24 protein-coding genes and 1 tRNA gene are annotated in these 25,448 nt (G+C 68.3%); 14 read left to right on the forward strand and 11 right to left on the reverse strand.

Features of this window, described 5'->3' with window-relative positions; genetic code table 11:
• Positions 1-30: 30 nt before the first annotated feature.
• Positions 31-885 (reverse strand): carbohydrate ABC transporter permease, encoded by an 855-nt coding sequence (locus ACCO44_RS06460; RefSeq protein WP_105710558.1) that lies wholly within the window; start codon positions 883-885, stop codon positions 31-33.
• The gene (locus ACCO44_RS06465; RefSeq protein ID WP_372469008.1) at positions 882-1,832 is read right to left on the reverse strand and encodes a carbohydrate ABC transporter permease; all 951 of its coding nucleotides are present in this window, start codon (positions 1,830-1,832) and stop codon (positions 882-884) included. Before ACCO44_RS06465 ends, ACCO44_RS06460 begins: the two co-directional genes overlap by 4 nt.
• A 247-nt stretch (positions 1,833-2,079) precedes the next feature.
• Here ACCO44_RS06465 and ACCO44_RS06470 point away from each other — a divergent pair, with 247 nt between their 5' ends.
• The 3 genes from ACCO44_RS06470 to ACCO44_RS06480 all read left to right on the forward strand — a co-directional run bounded on the left by ACCO44_RS06470 (position 2,080) and on the right by ACCO44_RS06480 (position 7,024).
• Complete coding sequence (locus ACCO44_RS06470; protein ID WP_372469009.1) at positions 2,080-3,336, forward strand: ABC transporter substrate-binding protein; 1,257 nt, start codon at positions 2,080-2,082, stop codon at positions 3,334-3,336.
• Between the two features lie 120 nt (positions 3,337-3,456).
• Entirely contained in the window at positions 3,457-4,689 is a 1,233-nt protein-coding gene (locus ACCO44_RS06475) for a family 1 glycosylhydrolase (RefSeq protein ID WP_372469010.1), read from the forward strand.
• Between the two features lie 106 nt (positions 4,690-4,795).
• Positions 4,796-7,024, forward strand: a complete 2,229-nt coding sequence (locus ACCO44_RS06480) for an RICIN domain-containing protein (RefSeq protein WP_372469011.1) — start codon at positions 4,796-4,798, stop codon at positions 7,022-7,024.
• Between the two features lie 69 nt (positions 7,025-7,093).
• Here ACCO44_RS06480 and ACCO44_RS06485 read toward each other — a convergent pair whose 3' ends face one another.
• The 6 genes from ACCO44_RS06485 to ACCO44_RS06510 all read right to left on the reverse strand — a co-directional run bounded on the left by ACCO44_RS06485 (position 7,094) and on the right by ACCO44_RS06510 (position 11,575).
• Positions 7,094-8,113, reverse strand: coding sequence for a LacI family DNA-binding transcriptional regulator (locus ACCO44_RS06485; protein ID WP_262001435.1), 1,020 nt, complete (start codon positions 8,111-8,113; stop codon positions 7,094-7,096).
• Positions 8,114-8,232: 119 nt separating this feature from the next.
• Complete coding sequence (locus ACCO44_RS06490; RefSeq protein WP_372469012.1) at positions 8,233-9,018, reverse strand: DNA/RNA non-specific endonuclease; 786 nt, start codon at positions 9,016-9,018, stop codon at positions 8,233-8,235.
• A gap of 61 nt (positions 9,019-9,079) precedes the next feature.
• Positions 9,080-9,571: an SRPBCC domain-containing protein gene (locus ACCO44_RS06495; RefSeq protein ID WP_372469013.1), complete on the reverse strand. Its 492-nt coding sequence runs from the start codon at positions 9,569-9,571 to the stop codon at positions 9,080-9,082.
• On the reverse strand, positions 9,568-9,936 hold the full coding sequence (locus tag ACCO44_RS06500) for a helix-turn-helix transcriptional regulator (protein WP_029262200.1): 369 nt from the start codon (positions 9,934-9,936) through the stop codon (positions 9,568-9,570). The genes ACCO44_RS06495 and ACCO44_RS06500 overlap by 4 nt, the downstream gene beginning before the upstream one ends.
• A gap of 108 nt (positions 9,937-10,044) precedes the next feature.
• Entirely contained in the window at positions 10,045-10,746 is a 702-nt protein-coding gene (locus ACCO44_RS06505; protein WP_029262201.1) for a cache domain-containing protein, read from the reverse strand.
• Between the two features lie 37 nt (positions 10,747-10,783).
• Positions 10,784-11,575: a FadR/GntR family transcriptional regulator gene (locus ACCO44_RS06510; RefSeq protein ID WP_029273944.1), complete on the reverse strand. Its 792-nt coding sequence runs from the start codon at positions 11,573-11,575 to the stop codon at positions 10,784-10,786.
• A gap of 117 nt (positions 11,576-11,692) precedes the next feature.
• On the opposite strand from ACCO44_RS06510, the gene ACCO44_RS06515 reads away from it, so the two are divergent.
• From ACCO44_RS06515 to ACCO44_RS06555, 9 genes are all read left to right on the forward strand, one after another.
• On the forward strand, positions 11,693-12,760 hold the full coding sequence (locus tag ACCO44_RS06515) for an ABC transporter ATP-binding protein (protein WP_105710605.1): 1,068 nt from the start codon (positions 11,693-11,695) through the stop codon (positions 12,758-12,760).
• A gap of 73 nt (positions 12,761-12,833) precedes the next feature.
• Complete coding sequence (locus ACCO44_RS06520; RefSeq protein ID WP_372469014.1) at positions 12,834-14,021, forward strand: extracellular solute-binding protein; 1,188 nt, start codon at positions 12,834-12,836, stop codon at positions 14,019-14,021.
• 74 nt (positions 14,022-14,095) lie between these two features.
• Positions 14,096-14,923, forward strand: a complete 828-nt coding sequence (locus ACCO44_RS06525; RefSeq protein WP_372469015.1) for an ABC transporter permease — start codon at positions 14,096-14,098, stop codon at positions 14,921-14,923.
• Positions 14,924-14,930: 7 nt separating this feature from the next.
• Positions 14,931-15,743: an ABC transporter permease gene (locus ACCO44_RS06530; RefSeq protein ID WP_029262206.1), complete on the forward strand. Its 813-nt coding sequence runs from the start codon at positions 14,931-14,933 to the stop codon at positions 15,741-15,743.
• A gap of 124 nt (positions 15,744-15,867) precedes the next feature.
• Entirely contained in the window at positions 15,868-17,247 is a 1,380-nt protein-coding gene (locus tag ACCO44_RS06535; protein ID WP_372469016.1) for a flavin monoamine oxidase family protein, read from the forward strand.
• A gap of 104 nt (positions 17,248-17,351) precedes the next feature.
• Entirely contained in the window at positions 17,352-18,713 is a 1,362-nt protein-coding gene (locus ACCO44_RS06540) for an aminotransferase class I/II-fold pyridoxal phosphate-dependent enzyme (protein WP_372469017.1), read from the forward strand.
• An 11-nt stretch (positions 18,714-18,724) separates the two neighbouring features.
• Complete coding sequence (locus tag ACCO44_RS06545; protein WP_372469018.1) at positions 18,725-19,960, forward strand: pyridoxal phosphate-dependent aminotransferase; 1,236 nt, start codon at positions 18,725-18,727, stop codon at positions 19,958-19,960.
• 13 nt (positions 19,961-19,973) lie between these two features.
• A tRNA-Cys gene (locus ACCO44_RS06550) sits at positions 19,974-20,044 on the forward strand.
• Positions 20,045-20,089: 45 nt separating this feature from the next.
• Positions 20,090-21,202 (forward strand): DegT/DnrJ/EryC1/StrS family aminotransferase, encoded by a 1,113-nt coding sequence (locus tag ACCO44_RS06555; protein WP_372469019.1) that lies wholly within the window; start codon positions 20,090-20,092, stop codon positions 21,200-21,202.
• A 21-nt stretch (positions 21,203-21,223) separates the two neighbouring features.
• Here ACCO44_RS06555 and ACCO44_RS06560 read toward each other — a convergent pair whose 3' ends face one another.
• Positions 21,224-22,075 (reverse strand): AraC family transcriptional regulator, encoded by an 852-nt coding sequence (locus ACCO44_RS06560; protein WP_372469020.1) that lies wholly within the window; start codon positions 22,073-22,075, stop codon positions 21,224-21,226.
• A gap of 121 nt (positions 22,076-22,196) precedes the next feature.
• On the opposite strand from ACCO44_RS06560, the gene ACCO44_RS06565 reads away from it, so the two are divergent.
• A complete protein-coding gene (locus ACCO44_RS06565) occupies positions 22,197-22,742 on the forward strand; it encodes a carboxymuconolactone decarboxylase family protein (protein ID WP_372469021.1) in 546 nt (181 codons plus the stop codon).
• A 55-nt stretch (positions 22,743-22,797) separates the two neighbouring features.
• Here the strand turns inward: ACCO44_RS06565 and ACCO44_RS06570 are convergent, their stop codons facing one another.
• Entirely contained in the window at positions 22,798-23,538 is a 741-nt protein-coding gene (locus ACCO44_RS06570; RefSeq protein WP_372469022.1) for a glutamine amidotransferase, read from the reverse strand.
• Positions 23,535-24,545 (reverse strand): type I glyceraldehyde-3-phosphate dehydrogenase, encoded by a 1,011-nt coding sequence (locus ACCO44_RS06575; RefSeq protein WP_372469023.1) that lies wholly within the window; start codon positions 24,543-24,545, stop codon positions 23,535-23,537. Before ACCO44_RS06575 ends, ACCO44_RS06570 begins: the two co-directional genes overlap by 4 nt.
• 106 nt (positions 24,546-24,651) lie before the next feature.
• Between ACCO44_RS06575 and ACCO44_RS06580 the strand changes: the two genes are divergently transcribed.
• Entirely contained in the window at positions 24,652-25,431 is a 780-nt protein-coding gene (locus ACCO44_RS06580) for a YggS family pyridoxal phosphate-dependent enzyme (RefSeq protein ID WP_372469024.1), read from the forward strand.
• Positions 25,432-25,448: the final 17 nt, after the last annotated feature.

A 25,448-nucleotide genomic window follows, 5' to 3' on the forward strand; every position in this document is an offset into this window, starting at 1 on the left:
CGGGTCGCGGCCGGCGTGCGGATGGTGGGTCTACTTGAGTCCGGTGCTCGCGACGCTCTCGATGAAGCGCCGTTGGACGAAGAGGAACATGATCGCGAGGGGCACCACGGCGATCAGGGAGCCGGCCATCATGACGCCGTAGGGGATGATCCCGCTCGGTCCCGTGAGCAGTGTGAGCCCGGAGGTGATGGTCCCCATCTCCTGTTCCGTCGTGAAGACGAGCGGCCACAGCAGATCGTTCCAGTTGTTGACGAACGTGTAGATGCCCAGTGTGAGAAGGGCGGGGACAGCGTTGGGGAGCACGACGCTGCGGAAGATCCGGAACTCCGAAGCCCCGTCGATGCGGGCGGCGTTGTCGAGGTCGCGCGGGAGGGAGAGGAAGAACTGGCGGAGGAAGAAGATCCCGAAGGCGTCTGCCGCGCGGGGGATGATGAGGCCCCAGAACGTGTTCACCCAGCCGAAGTCCGAGACCAGCTGGTAGATCGGGATGAGCGTCGCCTGGAACGGAATCATGAGGCTCGCCACGATCACGACGAGGAGCACACGACTTCCACGGAAGTCGATGCGGGCGAGGACGTAGGCGGCCAGAGAATCGAAGACGAGTGCGCAGATCGTGACTCCGCCCGCGAAGACGAAGCTGTTGAAGATCAGTCGGGCGAACGGCAGGTCCGTGAAGATCCGCTCGAAGTTATCGAATGTCCACGTCCCCGGAACGAGCGAGGGTGGGAAGGCGTTGACCTCGGAGACCGGCTTGAAGGCGGTGAAGACGATGATGAGGATCGGCAGCAGGATGAGGAGTGTGACGAACAGCATCGCCAGGAAGTAGAGCCCGCGTCCGACACGCAGTCGGGTGGGTCGGCGTCGGGATGTGGCGATGTCGGTCATGCGGCGTCCTTCGCTCGACGGCCCGAGAGGGCGAACTGGACGAGGCTCAGCAGGAGCGTCGCGATGAGCAGTACGTACGACACCGCCGAGGCGAAGCCGAGCTCGAGGTCACGGAATCCGGACTGGTAGATCTGCATGACGATCGTCTGCGTGCTGCGGTACGGTCCGCCGTCGGTGAGCACATAGATTTGGTCGAAGGCCTGGAGCGCGGCGATCGTCGCGATGATGAGCACGAATCCCGTGGTGTTTCCCAGCAGGGGGAGGGTGACGTTGCGGAAGCGGGCGATGGGGCCGGCGCCGTCCATGTTGGCCGCCTCGTACAGGCTCTTCGGTATCTCCTGGAGCCCAGCGAGGAAGACGATCATGTAGAAGGCGAAGTTCTTCCACACTGCGACCAGGACGACGGTCGGCATCGCGAGCACCGGATCCTGGAGCACATTGCCGATGCGGATGCCGAAGGCCTGTAGCCAGTAGTTCAGCAGACCGACCTGCGGGTCGAGCAGATACTGCCAGGCGAACGCGGCGACGGCGAGGGAGACGATGAACGGCAGGAACAGCCATGTGCGGAACATGCCGCGCAGGGGGAGATGCGGGCTGTTGAGCGCGAGGGCGAGCAGGAGTGCGAGCACGACGGCCACTGGCGTGAAGAGCACGGTGTACAGCACGGTGTTGCTCATCGCCTGGAGCATGTCGGGGTCGGTGAAGACCTCGACGTAGTTGGCGAAGCCCACGTATTCCTCGAGCCCGAATCCGCTCGCGTCGGTGAAGGACAGCCGAAGTGCGGACACCATCGGCCAGAAGACGAACAGGGCGAGGATCGTCAGGGCCGGCACGAGGAAGGCGAGGATCGTGAGGCGGCGCTTCGCGATCCCGGCGATCGGGCCGCGTCCGCCGAGCTGCGCCGGCGGGCGACGGCGGCGGGCGGGTGGGGAAGTCGTGGCGGTCATTGTCACTTCTCTCTACAACGTTGTAACCCACACAGTAAGGACCTTGGGGTCGGCTCGTCAACTCGCGGTCACGAGCGCTGGACGGCTGCGGGAGCGCCCAGGTGGGACGAGGGGCCGAGTGGCTTGACTTTTCTCGGAACATCGAGAACCATAACCTCTATAACGTTTACTTACAACGTTGTAAAGCGATGATGAGGACACCCGTCCTCCGCGCCGACAGAGTGGTCGAACAGTGGAGGTTCCCCTGATGAAGAAAGCACTACCCGCAGCATTCGCGAGCGTCCTTCTGCTCGCCCTGGCCGGCTGCTCGTCGGCCGGCACCCCTTCCGAGGAAGGCGGAGTGATTGAGCTCGACTTCTGGCACGGCTACACGGAAGCGGATGGCGAGGTGCTCAACGACCTCGTCGCCGAGTTCAACAAGTCGCAGGACGAGGTCAAGATCACGCCGTCGGTCAAGCCGTGGGCGACTCTCCTGGACTCGGCTCTGCCCGCGCTCACCGCGAAGAAGGGGCCGCAGCTCATGGCGATCCCTCCCGAGAACATCCCGGTCTTCGCGTCGAAGGGCGCTCTCCAGCCGCTCGATGACTGGTACGAAAGCGACAGCGCCGCGGACGTCCTCAACCCGGGCGCCGTCGATACCGGCATCGTCGACGGCGAGCGCTTCGGGGCTCCGCTGAGCTTCACCCCGCTGACGATGTTCTACAACACCGCGATGTTCGAGGCTGCCGGCGTCTCCGTGCCGACGACGTGGGACGAGTGGGTCGGCGCGGCGACCGCGCTCACCGTCGACGCGAACGGCGATGGCGAGCCCGAGCAGTACGGACTCGCCCTGCAGGACAACGCGACCGTAGGCAACGGCGTCTGGCCGTCTCTGTTCAAGAGCGGCGGTGGCGATGTCGTGACCTCCGATGGCGACGTCGTGGTCGATTCGCCGGAGAACGTCGAGACGCTCACCTACTGGTCCGATGCCGTCGCCACCGGGAAGTTCTCGCCGACGGGCCTCACCGGGGCCGACGCGGACGGACTGTTCAGTGCGGGGAAGGTCGCGATGACCCTCGGGGGTCCGTGGCTCGCCACCGTCTCCGAAGAATCGGGCATCGAGTACGGCATCGCGCCGCTCCCGGCCGGCCCGGACGGGATCGTGGCCTCCGCTCTCGCCGTCGACATGAGCATCACCGCGCAGGCGTCGGCAGAGGAGAAGTCGGCCGCCGAGAAGTTCTTCACCTGGTTCTACCAGAAGGAGAACATGGTCACGTGGTCGCTGGCTTCCGGCTGGCCGCCGCTCACATCCGAAGTGACGGCGGAGGACGTCGCGGAGAACCCGGTCGTGTCCGCCCTCGCGGAGCAGTCCCAGTACGGCGCCGCACTCCTGCCCGGCGTCATCCCGTCGACGGATGTGCTCACCGCGCTCGACACCGCCACGCAGAAGGCGCTCGCCGGGGGCGACCCCGCGGAGCTGCTCCGCACGGCGCAGCAGGAGATGGAGGCGGCCCTGGCGGGCTGACTCCGTTGCACGACCACCCGCACCGACGCTCCCGATCGGTGCGGGTTGCCGTGTGTCGGGCGCCGACACGCGGCAGAGAGATCGAAACGGATCCGCGGATCCGAGAAGGAGAACGACGACGTGAACTGGTTCGAGGACGGACGCCTGCGATTCGCGATGGGAGTGGAAGACACCTTCATCCCTCAGACCCGGCCGGGTGAGCGCGCGCTGGATGAGTACGAACTCATGCAGCACTACCGCTTCTGGTCGGAGGATCTCGGCTACTGCGCCGACGTGGGCAGTGAGATGGTGCGGTGGGGCATCCCCTGGTACCGCGTGAACCCGGCGCCGGGTGAGTGGGACTGGGAGTGGCTCGATAAGGTCATCGACCGCTTCGACGAGCTGGGGATCGAGCTCATCGCCGATCTCGTCCACTACGGGACGCCGCTCTGGCTCGAGGATCAGTTCGTCAACCCGGAGTATCCGGAGCGCGTCGCCGAGTACGCCGCCGCCGTCGCCGAAAGGTATCGAGGTCGAATCCGGCACTACACGCCTCTGAACGAACCGCTTCTGAACATCATGTACTGCGGTGAGTTCGCGCAGTGGCCGCCGTACTGCTCCGGCGATCGTGGCTTCGTGGAGGTGCTCCGTGGGATCTCCCGCGGCATCGTCACGACGCAGCGGGCCATCGCCGCCGCCGATCCGGATGCCGATTTCGTGCATGTCGAGGCCTCCTTCCGGTTCGCGGGAGACACCGCTGCGCAGAGCGAGACTCACGAGCACCTCCGGCATCGCGCGTACATCGTCCAGGATCTCGTGATGGGTCGCGTCGGCGGCGACCACCCGCTCGCCGAATACCTGCGGGAGAACGGGTTCACCGACGAGGACTTCGCCTGGGCCGTCGAGAACACGGCGATCCCCGACGTGGTCGGGGTCAACTACTACCCGCAGCACTCCACGGAGGTGTTCGAAGCAGGGGTCGTGCACACCGGGGGTCCGCGCGATCTTCGGCCTCGCCTCGATGCCGGCACCGAGGGTCTGGCGGACGTCATCCAGTCGTTCGCCGCGCGCTACGAGCGGCCCGTCTTCCTGACCGAGACGAGCTATACCGGCACCGTCGAAGAGCGGATCGCCTGGATGGATGCGTCGATCGCGGCGGTCGAGGACCTTCGCGCCGCCGGCGTCGACGTCATCGGATACACGTGGTGGTGCATCACGGACATGGTCGAGTGGTCCTATCGCCCGGGAGACGGCAAGCCGATGGACTACCGCCTTTCCATGGGACTGTGGGCGCTCGAGGAGGACAGTGATGGTGTGCTCCAGCGGCATCGCACGCCGGTGGCCGACGCGTTCCTGCGGCATTCCCGGCGCTGATCGCCGCGGCTCTTGACTGATTTACAACGTTGTGCAATTCTCCATTTACAACGATGTAAATCCTGATGGGGAACTCCGCGTCAGGACCTCAACCTCGGAGGACGCAATGAAGCGGTTATCGGAACAGAGATCGCGCGGGAGGCTGGCAGGACTGTCCGCCATCGCCGCGACGCTGGCACTCGTGGCGACGGGATTCGTCGCGACATCGGCTCAGGCGGTGACGACGGGCAACGGATCGCTCGTGTACGCCCCACCGGACGGTTCGTCGTTCAACGATGAGGGCGGAGACGCGACGGGCACTGCCTACGCGAAGATCATCGCCCTCAAGCACAACGGCACCTCCAACGGGACGCTCCTGAACACGTTCGACGACGGGCGTCTGATCAAGGACGTCGACCCGAGCTCCAACCCCACGACGGACACGCAGGCCTGCCTCGCGAACCCGGCCCTGGCGTGCCACCAGGAGTGGCCGATCTTCCGCAGCACCAACGACGGCACGAGCTGGCAGAAGATCTCGGCGGTCAACCCGGGGCTGCAGTTCCCCGGGATCGCCGGGCAGGAGAGCACGACGCAGCTCGACCGCCTGGCGCAGCCGTTCCTCTTCGAGGTTCCGCAGACGACGGGGAACCTCGCGGCGGGCACGATCCTGCTCACCGGCCAGATCAGGCCCGCTGATCGCAACGCCGCGTCGTCGGTGACGAAGCTGGTCGTCTACAAGAGCACCGACCGAGGAGTGTCCTGGAGCTACGTGAGCACGATCGACACGGGTGGGCCGGCGATCTACGACCCCTCCTCGACGTCGACGACCACGACCGTCTGGGAGCCGACGCTGGCGATCGATGGCGGGGGCGGACTCGTCGCCTACTTCTCGGACGAGCGGCAGAAGGCGAACGGCGTGCTCCAGGCCGTCTCCTACCGGCGCTCGCTCGACGGCGGCCAGACGTGGGGCGCGCTCTCGAACGTGTCCGCTCCGACCGACTCCACGCATCGCCCAGGAATGATCACGGTGGACAAGCTGCCCGACGGCTCCTACATCGCGACGTATGAAGTGGTGAATGCGCAGGGATATGCCTTCTCGAACGCGTCGCCGGTGTTCTTCAAGAAGTCGCCCGACGGACTCAATTGGGGATCGACGACGAGTCTGGGAACGCCGGTCGAACTCGCGGACGGTCGCGGAATCGGATCGTCCCCGACGGTGAAGTGGGTGCCCACCGGCGGGCCGAAGGGAATGATCGTCGTCGCCTCGAAGTGGGGGCTCGATGCCGCCGGCAACCTCGACGGCGGACAGAACTTCTTCGTCAATTACAACCTCGGCGCCGGTCCGTGGGAGCGACTGCCCTTTGCGGTGACGTTCAACGGTCCGAGCTCGATCACCGGCTTCGCGCAGGGGATCGATTACAGCCCGGACGGACGCACGCTGTACCAGGCGGTGAACGTCGACAACTACCGCGCGAATCCGTCGAACCCTAGTCAGACCTACCTCTACAACGACATCCGGGTCGGGACGATCCCGCTCACCGCGACCGCCTACGAGGCGGAGAACGCCGCGCGGACGAACACCACGCTCGTCACGCACGGCGACGCCTCGAACGGGAGCAAGGTCGGCAACATCAACTTCGCCGACAGCACGGTGACCTTCACCGTGGACGTTCCGCAGGCGGGAACTTACGACCTCAACGTCCGGTACGCGAACGGCACGGGGGCCACGAGCGGCCATGCGGTGTCGGTGAACGGAGGGGCGGCGTCGAGCATCAGCTATCCCGCCACCGCTGACTGGGGCCGCTACCTCTGGGCGCAGAAGGCCGTCACCCTCAACGCCGGGTCCAACACCGTGCGGTTCGCCTACTCGGGGACCTTCGCCGAGCTCGACCAGATCCAGCTCCACAAGAGCGGGACGACCCTGCCGGCGACCTTCCAGGTGCAGAACCGCAACAGCGGCAAGGTGCTCGAGATCCTGTCTGCGCTCACGACCGACGGTGCCCCTGCCGGGCAGTGGGGGCCGACGGCGAACGCCACGCAGATCTGGAAGGTGCAGCCCGCGACGGGGGGAACGTTCGAACTCGTGAACAAGAACAGCCGGAAGCTCCTCGAGATCCCAGGGGCGTCCACGGCTGACGGCACCGACGCGGTACAGCGGTCGGCGAGCGGAACCGCGACGCAGCGCTGGAACCTCTCGCCCAACAGTGCGGGTTACTGGACCGTCGCCAACGCGAACAGTGGAAAGCTCCTCGAGATCGGCTCCTGCTCGACCGCCGACGGAGCGGTCGCGCAGCAGTGGGGCCCGACGGGCGCGGCGTGCCAGGAGTGGCGCCTCATCAAGGAGGGCATCCAGTGATGCAGGAGTGATGCAGGGCGCGGGGCGGTCGGAGACATCGGCCGCTCCGCTCCGGTATCCCGACAGGCGTCAGTCGGCCGGGACTGCGGATTCGCGGACGACCACCTCGAAGTCGACCAGCACCTCGCGGGGCTCCGATGGCCGACCGCCGCCGTCACGGATACGGGCGAGAAGCAGTTCCACGGCGAGCGCGGCGATCTGCTCCCGACCGGGGTTGATCGTCGACAGGCTCGGAAGCGTGTACTGGGCCTCGTCGATGTCGTCGAAGCCCACGACCGAGACGTCGTCGGGAATGCGCAGGCCTGCCTCCTGGAGGGCGCGCATCGACCCCAGGGCGAGTGCGTCGTTGAGGCCGAAGACGGCATCGAACTCGACGCCGTCGCTCAGAAGGTCTCGGATCGCCGCGGCACCGTTGGACCGGTGCCAGAGCGTCGTGTACCGCACCAAAGAGGGATCGACCTCGATGCCGGCGGCGGTGAGCGCCTGCTCGTAGCCCCGCGTGCGGAGGGCTGCGGACCCGACATCCTCATCGACGTGCGCGCCGACGAGGGCGATGCGTCGGCGACCCGCTTTCAGGAGGAGTTCCGTCGCGGCCTGCGCCGCCTCGACGTTGCGCATCGTGACGTGGTCGACGGGGCCGCCGAAGATGCGCTCGCCGAGGAGCACGACCGGGAAGTCGACTTCGAAGTGCCGCGCATCCGCCTGACCCATGCCGAGCGGGCTGAAGATGAGTCCGTCGGTGAGTTGCATGCGCGGACTGGTCAGGACGGCGATCTCGCGGTCACGATCGGCGCCGGTCTTCTCGATGAGCACCACGAGACCATGCTTCTCCGCCTCGGCGATGACCGCGTCGGCGAGTTCCCCGAAGTAGCTGAGGCTCAGTTCAGGCAGCACCAGCCCGATCACTCCGCTCCGTCCGGAGCGGAGAGAGCGTGCCGACAGATTCGGCTGGTAATTGAGCTCTTCGATCGCCTGGCGTACGCGGGTCCTCGTCGACTCCTTGACATGCGGATAGTCGTTCACGACGTTGGAGACGGTCTTGATCGAGACGCCGGCGAGATTCGCCACGTCGTGGAGGGTGGCTGCCATACGACCTCCCAGACGTCATCACCGTCCTTGATGATACAACGTCGTAATCTCCTGGCTGCCGTAGGGGTGAGGGTAGTGAGTCGGCGACTCCACCGGTCCAGTGCGCTCCGTCGCCGGCGTCACAGCAGGATGTCATCCGCAGTGTCCAGACTCCGCCATCCCGTTTCCCGCGCTCCGGGTCGCTCACGCACATCTGCAGCTGGCAGCGGGCCCAGGTCGATGCCGGTCAGAGCGGCGATGTCGGCGATCGGCACCTGGAACGTGCGGAAGGCCCCGAGTGGCGGCACGGCGAGCACGCCCTCCCGCGTGTCGACGAGCTCGGACTGGTCGAGCAGGAACCCGGCGGCGGCGAGCCCGTCCGGCCCCTGCCAGGCGGCGATCTTCCAGAACCGCAACGGGATCCGGATGCCGCGGTACGGCGGGTCGTCGTCGGCCAGGACCGGCGCGGTGAAGACCGACACCCGCTGATCGGTCGTCTCGGCGTAGGCGAGCACATGGTCTTCGAGGCCGAGCCAGAGCTCCTTCGACTGGTTGAAGCCGGCGGCCTGCGGTGCGGCGTTCGGGTAGGAGAAGGTCGCCTCGGTGGCGGCGCGGGCCGCATCGACCGGCCCCCATCCGGGATCGCGGCGGCGCACGAGGTGCCCGCGGTCGAGGTCGTTGCGGGCATAGACCTCCGGCCCGGTCTGCTCGGCGGCCGGCACGCGTTCGTCGAGCCGCCAGTCGCCGGTGCGCGGGAGATCCTGCAGCGAGGCGCCGTCGATGTTCACCGCGGTCACTGCGGCGAGCTGCCGTGCAGGATCGAGCAGCACCGTGAAGCGCGGATAGGGGAGTGGGCGCACCGGCTGCGCCGGGCGTGGAAGGGCGAGGGTCGCTCCGAGGAACGCCGGATCGTGGCCGTCGGTCATGCCCTCATCGTGCCCGGTGCCACCGACGCGCGCACGCCCCCGACCGCTCGCCGCGCCGCGGTCAGGCAGGCATCGCCGCGTAGGCCGCGGCCAGCGGCATGTACTCCGTGTCGAAGTCGTCGAGAGAGGGCAGCGGTCGATCGGTGGACGCGGCGACCAATCGGTCCAGGTACCACTCCCAGCCGGGGCCCGTCTCGCCCAACGTGCCGGGGTCGACGTCCTCCTGCCGAAGGATGAGGGTGGTGCGCCCGTATGCCTCGACCAGCTCGGCGACCAGCCGCCAGGCGCCGTACTCATCGACGGCACTGACGTCGAGGCGATGCGGCGGCTCACACACATGGATGTCGTAGGGGGCGGGCGGGATGGGCGCAGCCTCGGCATTCATCGTGACCAGGACCCGCCCCGTCGACGGGTCGCCCGTCCAGGTGCCGAACCAGCGTGCGAGTCGGTCGGATTCCGTGATGCTCGCCCAGACGTCTGTGACGGGTGCAGAAAAGACCCGCTGCAGCGATAAGGTGCGCCGTTCGGCGTCGAAGACTCCGGTCGGGTTCATGCGATGTTCTCCTCCGTGCTCAGGGATGCGGATGCGGCGCGGCGACGGTCGCGGCCCGCGCGATGAACCTCGGTGTCGAGCGCGTCCAGGTGCTGCGCCGTCACGGGTGCGCGACCGGCGACCAGCTCCGCGAGGAAATCGCCGACCACGGCGAGCGGCTCGATCTCGAGCGAGTAGTGGCGCTCGCGACCGTGGTGTTCGCCGCGGGTCAGCCCGGCGTCGGTCAGGATGCGCAGGTGCTTGCTGATCGCCGGTCGTGAGATGTCATGCCGGTCGGCGAGGTCCACGACGCGCGCGGGGCCCGCTGCCAGCCGACGCAGCAGATCGCGACGGATCGGATCGGCGATCGCCGCGAAGATGTCCATGCTCAGAATGGTAACCAGGAGGTTACCATTGGTCAAGTGCCGGTCCGCGACGATCCGCGGCACGGTACCCTCGATGCCGCCCGGGGGTCCGGCGCCCTCTAGCGCTCCTCAGCCGACGATCACATCCAGCGCGACGGTGGGGCAGGCGACCCGCGGGAGGTCGGCGAGACCGCTGCCGCGCACCGAGTCGCCGGTCGCCCATCGCGGATCGGTCGACACGACCACGCGTCCGACGCCGTTCGTCAGCGTGACCTCGCTGCCCAGCGCGGCGAACCGGTGGGTCAGGTCCCGCTCGACCGCCGACACGAGCAGGTCGAGTCCGGCGACGCCGATCCGCTGTCCGTCCACATCGGCGGGCACGGCGATCGTGATCGTGTACTCGTCGCTGCAGAGGTAGTCGACATAAGGGCCGGCGACATGCGGCTCCCCGGTGGTCATCGGCACGCGGTACCACTCGAGCGCGCTGTAGTCGATGTTCTCCTTGTTGAGCGACTGCGAGGCGAGCACGAGCTGCCGCCGGTCGTCGCCCTGCCACCACGCCAGGTGGCTGTGGGCGTCGGCGAGCAGATCGATCGCCGCGATGAACCCGGCGCCGTACACGGGCACGCCGCGCAGGTCGAGTGTCTTCAGTGCATGCGGTCGCACCAGGGCATCGATCTTCGAGCGGGTGAGCGGTCCGCTGGCCCTGGCCTCGGCGACCTGGGTGGCGAACGGGCCCACCCAGTCGACCAGTGCCCGCACGGGCGCTGCGAAGTAGTCCTCCACGATCGCGGCCGCGGCCTGGGTGGCGGTGTCGGTTGCTGTGTTCATCGCGTCCTCCTGTGCACGTCGATGCGGGTCTTCGGAACTAACCGTTCGCGGCCTGGAGCCGGATCAGCGCGTCGATGGTCTCGGCGGCCATGAGCTCGGTCCTCGCCCCGGCGGCGTCGGGGTCTCCGGCCTCCACGGCGTCGATGACGGCGGCGAGGTGCGCGCCCTGCCGTCGAAGATTCTCGGTCTCGTGCGCGACGAGACGCAGGTAGGGCGAGAGCTCCGCCTGCAGCTTCATCTGCTCACGGGTCAGTCGCGCGGACTGGCTGAGGGCCACGATCTCGATCTGCACGTCGTCGAGCAGCCGGCGCTGCGCCTCGGTGTCGAGCTCGTCGATCCGGTCCATCCGACGGCGCACCCGCTGCGTCTCACTCGGGTCGGCGCGCCTCGCTGCGAGGCGGACGCAGGCACCGGTGATGGCGGCGTAGTGCGCGCCGAGATCGCGCAGGGCGACGCGCGAGGTGCGACGCACCGCTTCCCGCGCGAACGTCAGGGGATCGGCGTGTGCGGCGACGAAGCTGCCGCCGTTACGCCCGCGTCGGGTGACGACGAGACCGCGACCGCGCAGCGCGAGCAGTGCCTCGCGCACGGTCACCGGAGCGACGCCGAGGCTCTTGCTGAGGTCGGCCTCGGAGGGGAGGCGCTCGCCGGCGCGGAGGTGGCCGCGGGTGATCGCGTCGACCAGGCGGCGCTCGACGAGCTCGGCCCTGCCCTCGTCGCCGATGGGCTGGAACAGTGCGCCCTGAAGGCGGTGCGGTTGTTCGTGCTCCGCGTCGGGGGAGGGGTCGGCAGGGGCGTGCGTCGGATGCGTCGTCGAGCTCGATGCCATTCTGCGATTCTCCCTTCCGCGCTCACCATACCCAAGAAACTCGCTGTTGACATATTACCTCTGGGTTTATATGTTTTGGGGAATCTTCCGAGTTCGACGATGACCGAGGAGCGCGAGATGATCGCCACGGCACCCGCAGCACCCGCAGCCGCAGAGGCCGCCCGCCCCGACGGGACGGTGACCCTGAGCGGCGTCACGAAGTCGTTCGGCGAGTTCACCGCCGTCCGCGACCTCGACCTCGAGGTCGCCTCGGGCGAGTTCCTGTCGATGCTCGGTCCGTCGGGCTCGGGCAAGACGACGGTGCTGCGCATGATCGCCGGGTTCGAAGACACCACCTCCGGCAGCATCCGCCTCTCCGGCGTCGACGTGACCAGGACCCCTCCGCACGCCCGTCCGGTCAACACCGTCTTCCAGGACTACGCGCTGTTCCCGCACCTGACCATCGCCGACAACGTCGGCTACGGGTTGCGCGTCCGCGGCGAGGGCAAGAGCGCCAGGGCCGCGCGGGTGCAGACCTCGCTGGAGCAGGTGCGGCTCGACCACGTCGCCGACCGCCTGCCGCACCAGCTCTCCGGCGGGCAGAGGCAGCGGATCGCCCTGGCCCGCGCCCTCATCCTGCGCCCTCAGGTGCTGCTGCTCGACGAGCCGCTCGGTGCGCTCGACAAGCAGCTCCGTGAGCAGATGCAGATCGAGCTCAAGCAGATCCAGCGCGAGGTCGGCATCACCTTCATCTTCGTCACCCACGACCAGGAGGAGGCCCTCACGCTCAGCGACCGCGTCGCGGTGTTCAACGGCGGCCGGATCGAGCAGGTCGGCACCGCACGCGATGTGTACGAGCGCCCGGAGACCGAGTTCGTCGCACGCTTCCTCGGACTCTCGAACCTCATCGGCGGAGAGCTGGCCGAGAGCCTGACCGGCGACCGGCGGACCATGAGTGTGCGCCCGGAGCGGATGCGGCTGATCGGACCGGATGCGGCGCTCGCCGCGGGCGAGGTCTCGCTCACCGGCACCATCAGCGAGGTCGTCTACACGGGCCCCGCCACCCGCTACCTCGTCACGACCGATGCGGGCCTCGACCTCATCGCCGAACGCCCGAACGCACGCCACTCCGCCGACGACGACCTCGCCCGCGGACACCACGTCCGTGCTGTCTGGTCACCCGACCACGCGGCCCGGCTTCCCTGAAGAACCGCACGTGAAACACCGCAACACCCGAACACCTGAGAACACAGCAGCACCGATCACGAAGGAGCGATCCATGCGTAAGAAGATCCTGGCCACCGCGGCGATGACCGCGGTCGCCGCCCTGGCACTGTCCGGCTGTTCCACCGGCGGAGAGGAGACGCCGGCCGAAGGGGGCGGCGGACTCCAGATCGACGTTCCCGACATCGCGATGCAGGAGGAGCTCGGCGACTACGAGGGCGAGGTCAACATCGTCGCCTGGAGTGGATTCGTCGAGCCCGCCTGGAGCGACGCCTTCACCACCGAGACCGGCTGCGTCGTGAACCGCCGCGTCGCCGGCACCAGCGACGAGATGGTCCAGCTCATGCGCACCGGCGACTACGACCTGGTCTCCGCCTCGGGCGACGCGAGCCTGCGCCTGATCGCCGGTGGCGACGTGCAGCCGCTCAACCTCGAGCTCATCCCGAACTTCGGCGACGACATCGTCGAGGGCATGAAGGGTCAGATCTACGACACCATCAACGGCAAGTCCTACGGCATCCCGATCGGTCGCGGCGCGAACATCCTCCAGTACAACAGCGAGGTCGTGACCGAGGAACCCACCAGCTGGGACATCGCGTGGGAGGAGGACAGCCCCTACGCGGGCAAGGTCATCGCCTACGACGCCCCGATCTACATCGCCGACGCCGCGGTGTACCTGATGGCGCACGAGCCCGACCTCGGCATCACGAACCCGTACGCGCTCGACCAGAAGCAGCTGGATGCGGCGATCGACCTGCTCAAGCAGCAGAACGACATCGTCTCGGAGTACTGGTCCGACCCGGCCGCGCAGATCACCTCGTTCGCGGGCGGCACCACGGTGCTCGGCACGTCGTGGGAGGTGCTGCGCAAGCTCACCGAGGATGACAAGTTCAAGAGCGTGCTGCCGGAAGAGGGCTCGACCGGGTGGTCGGACGCCTGGATGATGGCGACCGAGTCGAAGAACCCGAACTGCGCCTACGCGTGGATGGACTACTCGTCCTCGCCGGAGGTGAACGGCGCGATCGCGATGAACTTCGGCATGGCTCCCGCGAACGCCGCCTTCTGCGACACCAGCGACGAGGCGAAGGCGCACTGCGACTACTTCAACGCCACGGACGAGGAGTACTTCAAGAACGTCTGGTTCTGGACGACGCCGATCGAGCAGTGCATCGACGGCCGCACCGACGTCACCTGCACGAACTTCCAGCAGTGGACGGACGCCTGGCTCTCGGTCAAGGGCTGAGCCGCATCGAGGGGCGGGTCTTCCGGCCCGCCCCTCACCTCCGCAGATCTTCCGCCACCACGAACGGGATCGACATGAAGCGCCGCCTCCGCATCGCCGGGCTCCTCGCTCTTCCGATGACCTGGCTCATCGGGATCTACATCTTCTCGCTGGTCATGCTCCTCGTGACCGCCTTCTGGATCACCGACCCCTTCACCTCGAAGGTGAAGCCCGGTTTCACGCTGCGCAACTTCGAGCAGCTCTTCGTCAACCCCGCCTACCTGTCGACGTCGCTGCGCACCCTCGAGATCGCGCTCGCCGTGACGGTGCTCGCCGTGCTCATCTCCGTCCCCCTCGGCATCTTCATGGCGAAGGTCGCCTCGCCCTGGTTGCGGGCACTCCTCGCGGTCTCGATCACCCTGCCGCTGTGGGCCGGCTACCTGGTCAAGGTGCTCGCGATGCGCATCACCTTCACCGAGCAGGGCTTCGCGAACTGGCTGCTCGCACCCCTCGGGCTCTCCGGCCCCGGTTTCAGCATCCTGACCGTCGTGCTGACCCTCACGTACCTGTGGCTGCCGTACATGGCGGTGCCCGTCTACACCGCGATCCGACAACTGCCGCCCAACCTCTTCGACGCCTCCGCCGACCTCGGTGCGGGATCGTGGCGCACGATCGTCTCGGTCGTGCTCCCGCTCATCAAGCCCGCCCTCATCGCGGGTTCCGTGTTCACGTTCTCCCTGAGCCTCGGCGACTACCTCGTCGCCCGATTCGTCGGCGGCGACACGCAGATGATCGGCAGCGTGATCGCGTCGAACATCAACCTGAACCCGCCGCTGGCGGCCGCGTACTCGCTCGTGCCGATCGTCTTCGTCGTCGTCTACCTGGTGAGCGTGCAGCGCACCGGTGCTCTGGAAAGGATGTGAGTCGCGCATGCTGAGACTGTCCCGCACCTCCAAGGTCGTGCTCGGAATCATCGTCGCGATCGTGCTCGCGTTCATGTACATCCCGCTCGCGCTCGTCGTGCTCAACTCGTTCAACTCCGCGCGCATCGTGAGCTGGCCGGTCACCGGGTTCTCGCTCGAATGGTGGGGCAAGGCGTTCACCAGCGAGCCGGTGCGCGCGGCCCTGCTGAACTCGGTCCTCGTCGCCTCCGGTGCCACCGTGATCGCCGTGATCCTCGGAACGCTCGTGGCCTTCGCGCTGCAGCGGTACTCGTTCTTCGGTCAGCGCGCCGTGAATCTCCTCGTGGTGCTGCCGATCGCTCTACCGGGCATCGTCACCGGCGTCGCCCTGAACAACACGTACAACCAGATCCTGGAGCCCATCGGCATCCAGGTCGGCTTCTACGGCATGATCATCGCGCACGGCACCTTCTGCATCGTCATGGTGTTCAACAACGTGCTCGCGCGGCTGCGACGGATGAACCCCGGCATCGAGGAGGCGTCGAAAGACCTGGGGGCGAGCCCGTGGCAGACGTTCGTGCTGGTGACGCTGCCGCAGTTCCGCAGCGCGCTCATCGCCGGCGCCATCCTCGCCTTCGCCCTCAGCTTCGACGAGGTGTACGTGACGATCTTCACGGCTCCTCCCGGCGTCGACACCCTGCCGCTGTGGATCATGAACCAGATGGCGCGGCCCAATGAGGCCAACGTCGTCAACGTCGTCGCGACGGTCGTCATCGTCGCGTCCTTCATCCCGGTGTGGATCTCACAGCGGCTCGGGAAGGAGGTCGACGAGCGCGGCTGACGCGGACGCGGGCGTCGCCGGATGCGGCGCTCGCTCAGATCTGGGGGACTGCAGGGGGCTGCAGTCAGGCACACAGCAGTTTTCGGTCTTCCACGATCAAAGGAGTTCGTTGATGGAAAAGCGCATGAGTGACGTCGTCTTCTCGCGGCGTGCAGTGCTGGGCGGGATGCTCGGGGCGGGCGCGATCATGCTCGTCGGGTGCGGGCCGGGTGAGGCATCGCCCTCGCCGTCCGCGGGAAGCGGAGGAGGGTCCTACGACGTCATCGTCATCGGGGCGGGCTCCGCCGGCATGGCCGCCGCGCGGGAGCTGATGGACGCCGGCAAGAAGGTGATCGTGCTCGAGGCGCGCGACCGCGTGGGCGGACGCCTGTGGACCGACCGCACCCTGATGAGCATCCCGCACGAGCGCGGTGCATCGCTGTGTCACGGCGGGCCGGACACCGAGACCTGGGCCTGGGCGCAGAAGCTCGGGATCGAGGGGCGGAAGTTCGAGAACAAGTTCTCCCGCTACAGCCCGAGCACGCCGTGGGTCGGCTGGGACACCCCCGACTTCTACGCCTTCCCCGAGGGCACGCCCGCGCTCGCGGTGCCGCTGCCGGAGCCGACGGCGAAGGACTCGGCGCTGCAGTACCTGGAGCGCCTCGGCATCGCGCCGACGAACTACCCGCTCGCGCTGTTGGGCATCCAGGTCGACACCGAGCAGTTCGCCGTCTACCCGGCCTCCGGTGTCGTCGACACGCTGACCGCCTGCCTGACGGTGTCGAAGACCGGGGTGATCGAGCCCGACGGGTACGCCGGTGACTACAAGCTGCTCGCGCCGTACGTCGACATCCTGAACGCCGTGGGGGAAGGCGTGGAGGTGCGGTTGGAGACGCCGATCGAGACGATCGACTACTCCGGATCCGGAGTGAGCGTGCAGGCGGGATCCGAGACATTCGAGGCGGATGCCTGCGTCGTCACGGTGCCCATCGGGGTGCTGCAGAAGAAGTCGATCACCTTCTCGCCGCCGCTGGAGGACGACCGGATGGCGGCCATCGACGCGGTGAAGCAGACCGTCGCGTACAAGACCATCCTCGAGTTCGACCACCCGGTGCGCCCGGAGAGCTTCGACATGGTGAACCAGCACGACGAGGGGCCCTGCCAGTTCTGGGATGAGTCCACCGGGATGCCCGGCTACGACGGCCAGCTCATCGTGGCCTGGGACACCGGGGATCGCGCGCGGGAGCTGCTCGCGCTTCCGGAGAAGGAGCGGTTCGACGCGGCGCTCGCCGGAGTGCGCAAGCTCGCCGGCGACCAGGGGCTGGACTACGTGAACGCGTCGAACTACGACTGGCGCGACGACGAGTTCGCCCTCGGGGCGTATGCGACCGGCGAGCGGGATCAGGACACGATCTACCGGCCGGCGAAGGACACGCTGTTCTGGGCCGGGGCGATCAAGAGCTCGGTCGCGAGCGCGCACTCCAGCGGGCTCGAAGCGGCGCAGGCGGTGCTGGTCGCGTCGTAGCGGCGCGGGAGTAGGGGAGGAGCGGGGCCGGTGGCGCACGTCCCGCTCCTCTGCCGCCTCGGCGCGACTTTGACATAGGTCAAAATCTCGAATAGCGTCGAGCCATGGCACAGGCACGCGATCGCGACGACGTCTCCGACCGCATCGCGGGCGCCACCGCCGCCGAGATCTCGGAGAGCGTGCGCGATCTAGTCGATCGCGGCGAGCTCGCCCCCGGCGATCACCTCCCCTCGGTCCGGGCCCTCGCCGCCCGCCTCGGCGTCAACCGCAACACGGTGCTCGCGGCCTACCGCTCGCTGGTCACCGCGCGCATCGCTATCACGGGCGGTCGCACCGGCACGACGGTGCTCGGTCCTGCGCAGAACCCCGACGAGGGCTTCACCGCGGGGACCGTGCTGCGCGACATCGGGAGCGGCAACCCCGATGCCGCGCACCTTCCCGACCTCGCCGCCGCCTTCGCCGGTGTCGAGCCCGCCCACGTGCTCTACGGCGAATCCGTGATCGATCCCGCACTGGCCGAATGGGCCACGGAGTGGATCGCCGCCGACCACCCTCGACCCTTCCGTCTGTCGATCACCGCCGGGGCCGTGGACGCCGTCGAACGCCTGCTCGCCCAGAGCCTGGTGCAGGGCGACCGCGTCGGCCTCGAAGACCCGTGCTTCCTCTCCAGCATCCACACCGCACGCCTGGCGGGGTACGCGCCTGTCGCGATCCCCGTCGACCGCGAGGGGATGACCGTCGAGGGGCTGCGCACCGCACTGGAGAGCGGCGCCCGCGCGATCATCTGCACGCCGCGCGCACACAACCCGACCGGTGTCGGCATCAGTGCGGCGCGGGCGATGGCGCTTCGCGAGGTGCTCGCCGAGCACCCGCATGTCCTGATCGTCGAAGACGACCACTTCTCGCTGCTCTCGACGACGCCCTACTCCAGCATCATCGCGCCCACCCATCACCGATGGGCGTTGGTGCGCTCGGTGTCCAAGTTCCTCGGACCCGACATGCGCCTCGCGGTCACGGCATCCGACCCGGTCACCGCGAACCGGCTGGCCCTGCGACTCAGCCCCGGCACGATGTGGGTGAGCCATGTGATGCAGCGGCTCGCCGCCGGGATGCTGCGCGATACGGCGACCCAGAACCTGATCGCCGACTCCGGCGCGCACTATGCGGCACGCAACCGCGCGTTCGTCGCGCTGCTCGCCGAGCGGGGAGTGCACGCGCAGGGCGACGACGGACTCAACGTCTGGGTCGATGTCCAGGGCGATACCGCCGAGGCCGCCCGTCGCCTCGCGCTGCGGGGCTGGCTCGCCCGCTCCGGTGCGGAGTTCGCGCTCGATCAGGACGGCTCGACGAGTGACTCGCACCTGCGCCTGACCGTGCACGACCTCGATGAGGCCGACACGCAGCGCCTCGTCGAGGACCTCGCCACGGCCATCGCCGGTGTCCGTGCGACGGGGGAGGGGGCGTGAGGGCGGGCGGTATGGCGGGCGCCGAGTACCGGATCGGGCGTTCCTCCCGGCTGGAGGGCGTGCTGTACGACCTCCGCGGCCCCGTCGCGGCACGCGCAGCCGAACTCGAGCGCAGTGGTGAGTCCATCCTGCGGCTCGACATCGGCAACCCGGCCCCCTTCGGGTTCGAGGCTCCGGCGGCCATCGTCGAGGCACTGCGCTCCGCGCTCCCGCACGCGCACGGCTACTCGGAATCGGCGGGTCTGCCCGAGACCCGCGAGGCCATCGCCGCGCACTACGCCCACCGCCGCGGTTTCCCCGCTCTCTCGATCGACGACATCACGGTCGGCAACGGCGTCTCCGAGCTCGTCGGACTCACTCTGCAGGCCTTGCTGGAGCCGGGCGACGAGGTGCTGATCCCGAGCCCGGACTATCCGCTGTGGACCGCATCGACCGTGCTCTCCGGAGGGCAGCCGGTGCACTACCCCTGTGTCGAGTCCGAAGGCTGGATGCCCGACCTCGCAGCGATGGAGTCGCTGATCGGCCCGCACACCGCAGCGATCGTCCTCATCAACCCGAACAACCCGACGGGGGCGGTGTACGGGCGCGAGGTGCTCGAGCAGATCGCCGAGCTCGCGCGACGACACGGGCTGCTGCTGCTCTCCGATGAGATCTACGACCGGGTCGTCTATCCCGGATTCGAGCACCTCTCCACCGCGCAGGTCGCGCCGGATGTGCCCTGCGTCACGTTCGCCGGGCTGTCGAAGACCCATCGCGTCGCGGGCTACCGCGCCGCCTGGATGACGGTCACCGGGTTCCATGCCGATGACCAGTTCCTCTCCGGCGTGCGCCTGCTGGCGTCCATGCGGATGTGCGCATCGGTTCCCGCGCAGCACGCGATCACGGCCGCGCTGACGCAGGATGACTCGCTCGACGCGCTGGTCGCATCCGATGGCCGGCTCACGCGGCAACGGGATGCGGCGCTCGACGCGCTCGACGCGATTCCGGGTATCCGCACCCAGGCCGCGGGTGGGGGGCTGTATCTCTTCCCGCGCCTCGATCCGGAGCTGCACCGCATCGACGACGACGAACGGCTGGTCCTCGACCTCCTCGACGCGGAGCGTATCCTCCTCGTGCACGGGAGGGCGTTCCACCTGCGTACCCCCGATCACGTCCGGATCGCCTTCCTCCCCCAGACCGACGTGCTCGCCGACGCGCTCCGACGCTTCGGCTCCTTTCTGAGCGGATACTCGCCGCCAGCATCCTGAGCGCCTCCGACCCGGTGGAGTGACCGAGTGGCCAGGTCGCGGTCCGCAAGACCGTGCACGCAGGTTCGATTCCTGCCTCCACCTCAGACCGGGCTCACTCGAGCCGACGCCGACGAAGGGCCTTCCGCCATGGACAGCGCATTCATCCCCGCAGCCAAACCGCTCATCGGCGACGAGGAAGTGGCGGCCGTCGAGCGCGTGCTGCGCAGCGGGATGCTCGCGCAGGGCCCGGAGGTCGCCGCGTTCGAGGCGGAGTTCGCCGAGCAGTTCCTGCAGGGTCGCACGGCGGTCGCGGTCAACTCGGGCACGAGCGGGCAGCTGCTGGGCCTGATCGCTTCGGGGGTGGGAGCGGGCGACGAGGTGATCGTGCCCTCATTCACGTTCGCTGCGGTGGCGAACTCCGTCGTCCTCGCGGGCGCGACCCCGGTCTTCGTCGATATCGAGCCGGTGCACTTCACCCTCGATCCGGCACGGGTGCACGAGGCGATCACTCCGCGGACGAAGGGCATCATGCCGGTGCATCTGTACGGGCATCCCTTCCTCGTCGACGAGATCGAAGCGGTGGCGGCCGAGCACGGCCTGGCGATCTACGAGGATGCGGCGCAGGCGCACGGGGCTGCCTGGCGCGGTCGTCCGGCCGGCACCATCGGCGCGTTCGGGATGTTCAGCCTGTATCCGACCAAGAACATGACGGCCATCGAAGGCGGCATCGTCGCGTGTGCCGACGAGGACATGGCTCGCACCATGCGGCTGCTGCGAAACCAGGGGATGGAGACGCAGTACGCGAACGAGATCGTCGGGTACAACAACCGCATGAGCGAGGTGCACGCCGCGGTGGGTCGCGTGCAGCTGCGGAAGGTGGGGGAGTGGACCCGGCAGCGTCAGCGGAATGCGGCGCTGTTGGATGAGGCGCTCGCCGGCATCGACGGGCTCACGATTCCGCGGGTCGCCGACGGCGCCGAGCACGTGTATCACCAGTACACGGTGCGCATCGCCGGGGGCGAGCGCGACCGGGTGCGGGACGCCCTGCGCGATGAACACGCTGTCGGAGCGGGCGTCTACTACCCGATCCCCAACCACCGGCTGCCCTCGCTGCAGCGGTACGCCCCCGGGGAAGACCTGCCCGAGACCGAGCGGGCGGCGCAGGAGGTGCTCTCGATCCCGGTGCACCCGTCGCTCACGCGCGAGGACCTCGACCGGGTCGTCAGCGGTCTCGAGGTCGTGATGTCGGCCGGCGGCTGATCGCCGGGGTTCCGCTGCGGGTCAGGCGGCCAGGGCGAGCCACGCTCTCGGCGAATGGCCGATGCGCTGGGCGAACACCCGAGAGAACGCCGAGGCGCTGGCGTAGCCGAGCTCCGCGGCGACGGTGCTCACCGACATCCCGGCGCGCAGCTGCTCCTGTGCGACGGTGAGACGCCACTCGGTGAGGTGGTCCCCGGGCGATCGTCCGAGGACGTCCTTGAACCGCGCGGCGAACGCACTCCGCGACATGTTCGACCGGCGCGCCAGCGACTCCAGATTCCAGGGATCGCCGGGCGCCTCGTGCATCGCGACGAGTGCCGGGGCGAGCCGTTCGTCCGCGAGCCCGGGAAGCAGGCCCGGCGGGAGATCGAGGCGCCCGCTGTTGTCGAGCATCCACCGCAGCAGCTGGATCAGGACCACTTCGAACATGCGGTCGGCGACGAGCGGGCGTCCGCAGCGGACGTTGTCGACCTCGGAGAACAGCAGGTCGAGCGCCGGGGCGAGCGCGGCGACCTCATCGAGGGGCAGCACGATCGTCGAAGGAAGCGTGCGCACGAGCGGATGTGTGGCCCCGCCGTCGAAGTCCAACGTCGCGCACGCGAAGTCCGACTCGTCGGTCGGCGCGTTGAGGAAGGTGTGGTCGAGCGGACGCGGGAAGAACAGCAGGCTCGGCCGCGTGATGAGCTCGCGCTCGGTGCTGCCGTCGGGGCGACGGTGGGTCACCTCCATCTCGCCGCGTCGCAGCACATGCAGGTAGCCGTGGCCGCCGCTCGCCGGGAAGACCGTCGTGCCGCACAGGGGGCCGGAGTGGAACAGGCGCGTGCGCACGCGGAAGCGCTCGAGCAGCGGAGTGAGGCGGTCGACAGAGGGCATGGTTCCAGTATCTGGACGATCTGTCATGAATGCAAGACGTTCTGCTGCGCATCGTCCGATGATTCTCGGAAGACTCGAGGGGAGGCCGATCGGCCTCACCCGACTAACGAAGGAGCATTACATGCCCAACGTCTCTCTCATCGAACGCGAATCGGCCACCGGACCCGTCAAGGAGCAGCTCGACCAGATCGCCGGCGCCTTCGGGACCGTGCCGGCGATGTTCCGCGCCGTCGCGAACTCCCCGGCTGCCCTCACGAGCATGTGGAGCGCATTCGGCGCGTACGGCGGCGGCACCCTCGGTGCTGCGCTCAGTGAGCAGATCGCCGTGGCGGTCGCCGATCGCAACTCGTGCAACTACTGCCTCGCGGCGCACACCGCACTCGGCAAGAAGGCCGGTCTGACGCGCGAGACGCTCGCCGCAGCACAGGTCGGCGAGTCCGACGATCCGCGCACGGCCGCCCTGCTGGCATTCGCGCTGAAGCTCGTCGACGCCCGCGGACAGGTGTCCTCGGCCGATGTCGACGCGGTCCGCGCGCAGGGGTGGAACGACGAGCAGATCGTCGAGACCATCGGCCAGGTGGCGCTGAACCTGTTCACGAACTACGTGAACATCGCGCTCGATGTGCCGGTGGACTTCCCGAGCGTGGCACTGCGCCGCGCGAGCTGATCTGCCGCAGACGAAGGGCCGGGACCATCAGGTCCCGGCCCTTCGTCGTGCCGTCTCAGCTCGCGTCGGCGGAGTGCGCCGGGCTGTCGACCTCGTCCAGCCAGGTGGCGATCGCGGCACGGGCGGCGGCCTCGAGTCGCGGGCCGTGGATCCTCGCCTGCTCGCGGATCGTGCGCGGGTCGATGTCGTGGTGGTGCAGCTCGTGCGCGTCCCCGATGAGCCAGTTCCCGATCGTGCGGTGGTCGGCCTCCAAGTGGAACTGCAGTGCGAGCACCGTGTCGGTGGCGAACGCCTGGTTCGGGAAGTCCGGAGTGCGGGCGAGATGGCGGGCGCCCTCAGGGATGGTGAAGGCATCGCCGTGCCAGTGCAGGACGGGCAGACCGTCGAGGGGACGCAGGGGAGAGTCGAGGCCCTCGGGCGTGAGCTCGAGCGGCGCGTAGCCGATCTCCACGGACCCGGTCGGAGCGACCGCTGCTCCCATCTCCTCGGCGATGAGCTGTGCGCCCAGACAGATGCCCAACATCGCCCGGCCGTCGCGCAGCCGGTGCGCGATCGCCTCCTTCGACGCGTGCAGGAACGGATAGTGCACGGTCTCGTACACCCCGATGGGGCCACCGAGCACGATGAGCAGATCCGCGTCGTCCACCCGCTCGATGTCGATCGCCTGCACGCCGAGGTCGACGTACTCCACGCGATACCCCCGCTCGATCAGCAGCGGCTCGAGGATGCCCAGGCCTTCGAAGTGGACGTGCCGGAATGCGAGCACGGTGCGCGGCGGCGAGGACGAGGTCGTCATGGAGTCCGCCTTTCTGCGACGTGTGCGACGAGTTCGGTGAGACGGTGCGAGTATCCCCACTCGTCGTCGTACCAGGCCGAGATCTTGACCTGTGAGCCGATCACGCGGATCAGTGTGGTGTCCAGAATCGACGAGTGCGGGTCGATGACCGAGTCCGAGACAGCGATCTCATCGTCGGCGCAGCGCAGGATCCCTTTGAGTCTTCCCTCCGAAGCCGTCTGGAAGGCCACTCTCACCTCGTCGGCCGTCACGGTCCGCGTCGCCGTGACGGTGAGATGCGTGATCGACCCCCTGAGCGTGGGAGCCCGCAGCGCCGTGCCCTCGAGTCGGCCGTCGAGGTGCGGGAGGACGCGGGTGACAGCCTCGGCGGCGCCGAGGCTGCTCGCGCTGATCCTCGCGTCTCGGGTTCCCGCGGGCAGCAGGTCGGCGTGCGGGATGTCTTGGACGCAGTCGTCGACGGAGCCTGCGTGGACCGTCGTCATCAGCGCCGCGTCGATCCCGAACGCGTCGTCGAACACCTGCAACACCGGCGCCAGACAGAGCGTGGTGCACGACCCGCTGGAGACGACGTGGTGCCGGTCGGGGTCGTACGATCCCTCGTTCACGCCGAGCACGAAGGTCCCGTCGTCGCCGGCAGCGGGCGACGTCAAGATCACCTTCTCGGCGCCGGCGGCGAGATGCTCCCTCGCGGTGTCCGCGCGGACGGCCTGGCCGGTCGACTCGATCACGATGTCGACGCCGAGTTCGTCCCACGGCAGGGATCGGCGGTCGTGTTCGGCGTACACCCGGATCGCGTGACCGTTGACGAAGAGATGCTTGTCGTCATGTCGGGCCGCGGCTGTCGGCCGGCCGCTTCCCCGGTCGCTCTCGAGGAGGTCGGCGATCCCGCGAGCGCCGCGCGGGTCGTTCAGCGCGACCAGCTCCAGGTCGGACCTGCGCGTCATGAGAAGGCGGAGCTGGTTGCGCCCGATCCGCCCGAGTCCGTTGATGGCGATCTTCGTGGGCATGGAGTTCTTTCGGGGGTGGTGAGGATCCGGAGCGATCTGTCGGGTGTGGCGCGAGGCGATCCAGCCTCACATCAGATCGGCCTAAGACTATGTTAGTCTTTGGCCTATGTCAAAAATGGAACGGCCGGACGGGGCCGACGATCGATACCCCACGGCGGTCACCGTCGACGACTTCCGTTCCAACATCGCAGCGGTCCGCGCACGCATCGACGAGGCGGCCCGTCGCGCGGGGCGTCACCCGCACGACATCACGCTGCTTCCGGTGAGCAAGACCGTCCCCACCGAGCGCGTCCGGGTCGCCATCGAGTCCGGCATGCGGCTGCTCGGAGAGAACAAGGTGCAGGAGGCGGTGCGCAAGCACGGCGAGACGACCGACCTCGACGTGTCGTGGTCGATCATCGGACATCTGCAGACCAACAAGGCACGGGACGTCGCCGCGTTCGCCGCGGAGTTCCAGGCCCTCGACCGGCTGCGTGTCGCCGAAGCGCTCGACCGGCGCCTGCAGGCGGCAGGACGCAGCCTCGACGTCTTCGTGCAGGTGAACACCTCGGCGGAGGACTCGAAGTTCGGGATGCCGCCGGAGGAACTCCCCACGTTCCTCGAGGCGCTGCCCTCGTATCAGAGCCTTCGCGTGCGCGGACTCATGACGCTCGCCATCCTGACGCCCGACGACCAGCGGGTGCGCGAGTGCTTCTCCCTCCTTCGCACGCTGCGAGACCAGGCCAGGGAAGACGCCCCCGACCTCATCGGCTCCGGCGAGCTCTCGATGGGGATGTCGGGGGACTACGAGATCGCGGTCGAGGAGGGGGCGACCTGTGTCCGTGTCGGTCAGGCGATCTTCGGCGCCCGCGCCCTTCCCGACAGCTACTACTGGCCCGAGGCCTGAACCGCGACGACGTCGGC

It is taken from the genome of Microbacterium maritypicum, assembly GCF_041529975.1.
In the GTDB taxonomy this organism is placed as follows: Bacteria; Actinomycetota; Actinomycetes; order Actinomycetales; family Microbacteriaceae; genus Microbacterium.